The following is a 7,271-nucleotide window of genomic DNA, read 5'->3' as shown; positions in this document are numbered from 1 at the left end:
AATCACCTCGTCTAAGCAGATCTAGAGCTCGATAATACTGATACGCGTAGTTATCTGGCTCTAAATTAAGTAGGCTATCGTAGTAGTGAATCCGGCTACTATTGGCGTACATATTTTCAGGATTATCTACTAAGGTTGGAGTTTCTTGTAGTAGGTGCAGCATGGTAGCATGGCTACGTTCTTCTAAAGAGGAGTTGCAGCTTACGGCTAGAATTACCAATCCGAGTATCCAAACAAATCTTACTAGCGACAAGTGAAGTTGATACATGTTGAGAAGTCGGTAAACCGTCAGGTGATCTGTGAAAATTTTACTTTAATTTAAGGCTTGTTAGAACTCATACGATCATCTGGTACGAGGGGCTTTTGGTAAAAAAACTGCAGGCTATCGTTGTTGCTAGCCACCACCCAGGCTGAATGACCTTGCCAATTTAACTGAATCAGATCTTTAGCATCGGTATCCACGTAAAATCCACTTTCTGTTAGCGAAAGCGGAGTAAATTTTCCGTGTCCGTCGCCTAGCAAGGCCTGTCCGATAAAGGCATCGTAGCGGCCCTGATGAACTTCAGTAGCGTAGCTGTTCCCAACCATTAGCACATCAAGATGCCCGTCATTGTTAAGATCCCGGCTAACCATACTATAAATAGGAGCGGTTTGCGTGATGATAGGCATGGGGCGTATGGTAAATGTGCCATCGCCCCGGTTTTCCAGGTAGCTCGTCGCTAAGTTTTCCGCTTGTAGAATATACGCATCCTCTAATTCTTCCTTGGTAAAGACTTCGCCAAAGGTAGCCCGAGCGTAGGCTTCGTAGTTAGAAAACCGCCGTCGCATCGTATTCATTTGGCTGGAAAGGGTACCTCGAAATGCAGAAACATATTCCTGACCTTGAACATAGTAAGTAAGCACCGGATCAATGCGACCGTCCTGGTCAAAATCCTTAGTGTAGAGCCGAAGTGGTTCATCGGAGGTGGCATGATACTTAGAATTGAGCCCTAAATTGCCTACCATAAAATCGGGATCACCGTCTAGGTCGAAGTCACCAGCAACTAGCGTATTCCACCAGCCGGTGGTAGCAGAGAGGTTGGCTTCTTCCGTCACATTTTTAAACTGACCGGCTTGATTAAGAAATACGGTAATAGGCATCCATTCCCCAACAACTAGTAGGTCTGTCTGTCCATCTTGATTGTAATCTGTCCAGAGGGCATCGGTTACCATGCCTAAATCAGTCAGCTCGGGAGCCACTTCCGAAGTAATATCGGTAAACTTGCCCCCGTCATTCCGCAGGATATAGCTAGAAGACGGTAAAGGATACTGTTTGGGCTGTAGCCGACCACCCACAAATAAATCTAAATCACCGTCTTGATCGTAATCATTTGCTTTAACGCAGGAGCCACTGGTAGTTATAGAAGGAATGGCAGAGGTATCCCGAACAAACTGACCACCCCCCGTATTGCGGTAAAAACGATCAAGGTAGCCGGAGTGGTTTTCGTAAAACTCATTTCCACCACTCACTACGTACAAATCCGAATCACCATCTTGGTCAGCATCAAAGAGTAATGCCCCCATGTCTTCAAATAACGAATCCCCGGAAAGCATTTGCTTTTTAAAGTCACCGTCCGATTGCTGAACGAAAAAGTATCCGGCTTGTCCCTTCGCTCCCCCCACGAAGAAATCATCCCGCTGGTCGCCGTTGATATCGCCTACGGCCAAACCAGGGCCATCCTGAGAATAGCGGCGGGGCAGTAAAGGCTGATGCTTAAAGTCCACAAAGTTTTCCTCCCGGTGACGGTAGTGTAGCGAAACTGAATCGGTAATATTAGTCAGTAGCGGGGGAGGGGAAACTGAATCGCGTGAAGGGGAAACTAACTTAGCTTGAGTGTAGTCCACAGTAATTATCTGGTTAGTAGGTACATCAGTTAGTAGCTGATACTTACCGTCGGGCCAGATAACCTCCACCGAATCTACCGAGGCGTAGCTACCTAACCCAAAATGAATAGTATTTTCTACGGTTGATTTATACCCTCGGTACAGCGAATGGTAGTGGTACTGTTGCTGTCCGTCGTAGCGAAGATGAACCGTAGCTTGCAAACCCAAGGGGTTGGTATCAGCTCCTAATAAATTAATCCGGAGGTAGTTCCGGGTTGAGTCCTTCTTTAGAGTGTTTTCGTAAATAAAAGCTTCGTCATTTATATTATTCATGACCAAATCTAAGTCGCCATCATTATCTAAGTCGGCGAACACGGTACCGTTGGTAAAGGAAGGAACGGTCATTCCCCATTCGTTGGATACATTGGTAAACGTAATATCACCATTGTTGCGGAAGGCGTAGTTGTGAATCTTTGCTTCTTTGAGCAAACTGGTAAGCTGAATAAGGCGCTCGCGCTTGCTCGCTTTGGTACCAAATTGGGTAGAAGCTGCCCGATAGCTCACGTAGTCCAAATCGGTAACATCTTTAGCGTAACCATTAGTAATTAGCAAGTCGCGGTAACCATCATTATCCAAATCAACGAACAGAGCACTCCAGCTCCAGTCGGTATTCGATACTCCGGCCAGCTGCCCGATTTCACTGAAAGAAGGCTGACCATCTGGGGTGAATCCATTATTAAGTTGTAGGGTATTGCGAACGTACTGAGGGTCGTAACCATAACGAAGATCAACCTGGAAGCGGTCGTCGTTGGGTTGGTTAAACATCATCTTTTGCCGAAAGTTGTCTTCGGGTAGCATGTCTAGCACGACAATGTCCACTTTACTGTCATTGTTAAAATCAGCTATATCGGTACCCATTCCGTTGTAGGTCTGATGCTTTAGGTACTCTGAAGCTCGGTCAGTAAAGGTGCCATCGCCATTGTTAATCCACATTAGATCGTTGGTGATAAAATCGTTAGCTGTGTATATATCCGGCCAGCCATCATGATTAATATCATTAATTGCAACCCCAAGCCCATAGCCTTCAGTGAGTATACCAGCTTCCTTCGTAACGTTGCTAAAGCCAGGTACAGTTGCTTCTGAGTGAATACGATTTTTAGATATTTCTTCGTTGCGATAAAGCCTATCGTTGCTAGGCCCCTCCCCCTGGGTCTTTTTGAAGCGAGCCGTATTTTGACTGAACGACTCAACAGCGTTGGTAAGCAGGTACATATCCAGGTCGCCATCGCGGTCGTAATCTAGGAAGGCCGCCTGGGTAGAATACCCATAATCATTCAGGCCATAAGCTTTAGCTTGATCAACAAACGTTACCTCACCACCTGGCTGGTCTGCCCCTTGATTAATAAAGAAGTAATTTTCGCTTTGTAATGAGTCGAACTTGCTTGCCACACATACGTATATGTCCAACCAGCCATCATGATTAATATCTACCATCGCTACACCGGTAGCCCATCGGTCGGTACTAACTCCCGCACTTTCGGTTACATTTGAAAAAGAAAAATCACCCTGATTAAGGTACAGCTGACTAGATACTTGATTGCCTGCAAAAAACAGATCATCTAATCCATCGTTGTTTACATCGCCTACGCCCACACCACCTCCGTTGTAGATATAGGTGTAATCAATAACATTAAGCGTATCGTTTTCAACGATATCGTTCCTAAAAGTTATTCCCGTCTCAATAGAAGATCGCAGTTTGAATAGCGAGTCGTCGGATTGACAGGCTGTTTGGACGACAAGTAAGAAGAGTAGCAATAAATACAGGCGCATGTTGTTGTTAGGGGATTTTAGAGCTAACACCGAAGTAAGTAAAAATATTTCAGAGGAGGTAACTAATTAACGAATGGTGAAGCATTAACCATTATTTTTTGGTCATTATCTGTTATCTTAAAAGCGTGGAAAAACCCTTTATCATCTATCGTTCTTCGGCTGGTTCGGGCAAAACTTATACACTGGCCTTAGAATACTTAAAGCTAGCATTACGTCAGCCCAACGCCTATCGGACTATTCTGGCGGTTACGTTTACTAATAAAGCTACCCAGGAAATGAAAGGCCGGGTGTTGCAGTACTTGCACCAAGTAGCGAAAGCCGACGAAAGTGCACTGCGAGCGGTGTTAGCTCAGGAGCTTAAGCTTTCGGAGGTAGAACTATCCCTGAAGGCTGAGCAGACGCTTCAGTATTTACTGCATGGCTATTCCTACTTTTCGGTAATGACTATCGATGCGTTCTTCCAAAAAGTAGTCCGAGGATTTGCGCGAGAAATGGGATTACAGGCTGGCTTTACGGTTGAGCTTGATTTAAACAGAGTATTAGATGAGGTGATTGATCGGCTATTAGAAGCAGTAGGCGAAAAGCAAAATCGTAGCGTTCGTCGCTGGCTTACTCGGTTTGCCGAAGAGAAGGTTGAGTCCGGTAGCAGTTGGGACTTCCGGAAAGAAATGAAAGAACTTGCTCGAGAGTTATTCAAGGAGAACTATCGAGAAAAAGCTTTTGCAACTAAAGGAAATCTGACCCCACAATCCGCTGAAAATCTACTAAAGCAGCTTCGCGAGTTACAACTGGCCTTTGAAAAGCAAATGGCTGACATCGGTCAGAGGGCGTTGGCTTTATTGGAAAACCACCAGGTAACCGTAGATGACTTTAGCTACGGTAAAAGCGGGGTAGTAGGCTACTTAGAAAAAATTATTGCAGGAGATCAATATGTACCTACCAAGCGGGTGCTGGTGGCTCAGGAAAACTTGGAGAGCTGGGTGAAGAAAACTGATCCGCGAAGAGAGCAACTGCTGTCAGTAGCGGCAGCAATGTGCCCCCACCTGGAAGAAGCACTGGACTTCTACGAAGAGGCCGGACCGCTGTATCATTCAGTAGTGCAGATGCAGCGATTTATGTTCACCTACGGAATTTTGCATCATCTGGAAGAACAGATTGATCAGTATAAACGGGAAAATGACCTAATGCTGATTTCAGATGCGCCTACGTTTCTCAAGGATATTATCGGTAAAGACGATACACCATTCATTTACGAAAAAATAGGTAGTTACTACCAGCATTTTTTGATTGATGAATTTCAGGATACTTCGGGGCTACAGTGGATGAATTTTCGTCCGCTCGTAGAAAACAGTCTGGACGCTGGTAACCGAAACTTAGTGGTAGGCGACGTAAAACAATCTATTTACCGCTGGCGCGGCGGTGACTGGCAACTTTTGCTCAATACTATTCAGCAAGATATTCAGGAGTGGCGCACAGAAATTCGGCAGCTCGACCATAATTTCCGAAGTCGCAAAAATGTGCTAGAGTTTAATAATGCTTTATTTCAGATGGCTGCCCAGGAATTATTCCACTACATAACTACTGAGGTAACGAGCGACTTGGCAGACGAACAGTTGCAACAGCAGCTACTGCAGCAAGCCTCGGTATTGCAGGAAGCTTATCAAGATGTGGCCCAGAAGCTTCCTAATACCTATAACCAAGCAGACAAATGGCACGGCCACGTAAAAATTGAATTGCTGGAAGAAGACCAATGCATTAATGAAGAGGGTGAACCTACCGATTGGCGTAGCCACGTTCGCTCCCGATTGCCGAAAATGATTGAAGAATTGCAATCGGAAGGTTACGCCGCTCGCGATATTGCTTTCTTGGTGCGGAATAAGCGAGATGGACAGGCGGTGGTAGATACGTTTATGCAGCTCAAACACGAAGGAAAAACTCAACCGAATTACAATTACGAAGTAGTTTCCTCCGAATCGTTGATGTTATCATCTTCGCTGACAGTTAGTCTGCTGGTAGAACTGATGCGTTTTTTAGATAACACTTACGATCAAATTGTACGCAGCAGCATACTTTATAAGTATCATCTAATTACTACTCATCAAGTTAGTTCAGATAAGCTACACCCAATCTTTAGCAACCGTAACAACGAAGAAGATTTAACCGAATTTTTTCAACAATTGCCGCCCGACTTTAAGACATATTACGCTTATCTTAATAAACTACCCATTTATGAGTTAGTAGAAAATCTGGTACTAATTTTTGATTTGGGACAGTACCACGAAAAAGCTTATCTGCAAGCCTTTCAGGATGCAGTGTTACAGTATTCGCTGACCGAACAGGGAGATTTACGATCTTTTTTATTTTGGTGGGACGATCGTGGTGCTAACAGTTCGGCTCAGGTTTCTGAGGAAACCGATGCTATGCGGGTAATGACTATTCATAAAGCCAAAGGCTTACAGTTCAAAATTGTAATTTTGCCATTTTGCGATTGGTCGCTGGATCATCAATCGTTCACCACCAATATTCTCTGGACGCACCCGCAGGAATCTAACTTAGCCAATGCCGGACTGGTGCCAATGAAATACACCGCTCAGCTTACCCAAACTGTTTTCAGGCAAGACTACTACGAAGAGAAAATTCGGATTCATATGGATCATCTGAACCTGCTTTACGTAGCATTCACTCGCGCGGAAGAGGGTATGTACGCTTTTGCTCGACCCATTGCCAAACGTGACGGTAGTTTTCTGGTGGACGGAATAGCCAACTTGCTTCGTAAAATCTTACCCAAATTAGAACAATCTGACTCTTTAGCAGGCTGGGACGAAATGGGGCAATACTACGAAGTGGGGAACCGAAGGCCAGAAGCTCAGCACCGGATACCAGACACCGGCATACCTAGCGCGGAATTATTGAGTTATCCTTCAGTGCGGTGGAGGAACCGTTTGAGTGTGCGTCCCCTTTCGCAAGGTTTTTTTACTACGAAAGTGGGAGCAGTCAGTAATGTAGCTCTAATGCAACAATTGCTCATTCAGTTGCGATCCTCAGATCAACTGGAAAATCAAGTAGAAAAAATTGCTTTTGAGCGCGGGCTTACCACTCAAGAGAGAACAGTCCTTTTGGAACAAGCACGTTCTTTTTTACAGAAAGAAGAAGCAACTGATTGGTACCAACCGCACCTAAATATACTCGTGCAACGTCCCCTACTAATTAAACCCTACCGCACGGCAGTACTCGATCGTGTACTGCTGGAAGGTGAAAAAGTTACTGTCATTAGCTTTCACACCCATCTTGATGAGTCGGAAAAAACCGAAGCTTTATCTTCCGCTAAAGACTACCTATTAGCTCATTATAATTTAGTGACGCTATATTTGGTTAATGTAAATTTCTTCGAGATCAAAAAGTTTGACTTTTGATACTGTAGAGCGTTTTATATTACAATCCATATTAGTGATTTTAAGGCAGGGTTATAGCATTTCAGATAACAAATGATCTGTTAAACTGTGGAGGCCTATCTTTCTTCTGAAGTACAGCAAATTTCTATTTGCCGCTAGAAATTGTACTTTAGAGATTCTACAACC

The 7,271-nt window shown here is 44.4% G+C and carries 3 protein-coding genes; 1 reads left to right on the top strand and 2 read right to left on the bottom strand.

The genetic code is table 11. From position 1 onward, the window contains the following. Together WBA23_RS20350 and WBA23_RS20345 are read right to left on the bottom strand one after the other, a co-directional pair. Positions 1–268: hypothetical protein (locus WBA23_RS20350; protein WP_424584117.1), on the bottom strand; the 268-nt coding region annotated here is incomplete at its 3' end. A gap of 50 nt (positions 269–318) precedes the next feature. Next, a complete protein-coding gene (locus tag WBA23_RS20345; RefSeq protein WP_424584116.1) occupies positions 319–3,693 on the bottom strand; it encodes a VCBS repeat-containing protein in 3,375 nt (1,124 codons plus the stop codon). 125 nt (positions 3,694–3,818) lie between these two features. Between WBA23_RS20345 and WBA23_RS20340 the strand changes: the two genes are divergently transcribed. Then, complete coding sequence (locus tag WBA23_RS20340) at positions 3,819–7,106, top strand: UvrD-helicase domain-containing protein (protein ID WP_424584115.1); 3,288 nt, start codon at positions 3,819–3,821, stop codon at positions 7,104–7,106. The last annotated feature ends 165 nt before the right edge of the window (positions 7,107–7,271 follow it).

This window comes from Tunicatimonas sp., assembly GCF_049647865.1.
Lineage (GTDB): Bacteria > Bacteroidota > Bacteroidia > Cytophagales > Cyclobacteriaceae > Tunicatimonas.
The sequence above is the reverse complement of the archived record's forward strand: the minus strand, read 5'-3'. Positions and strand labels throughout refer to the sequence as shown.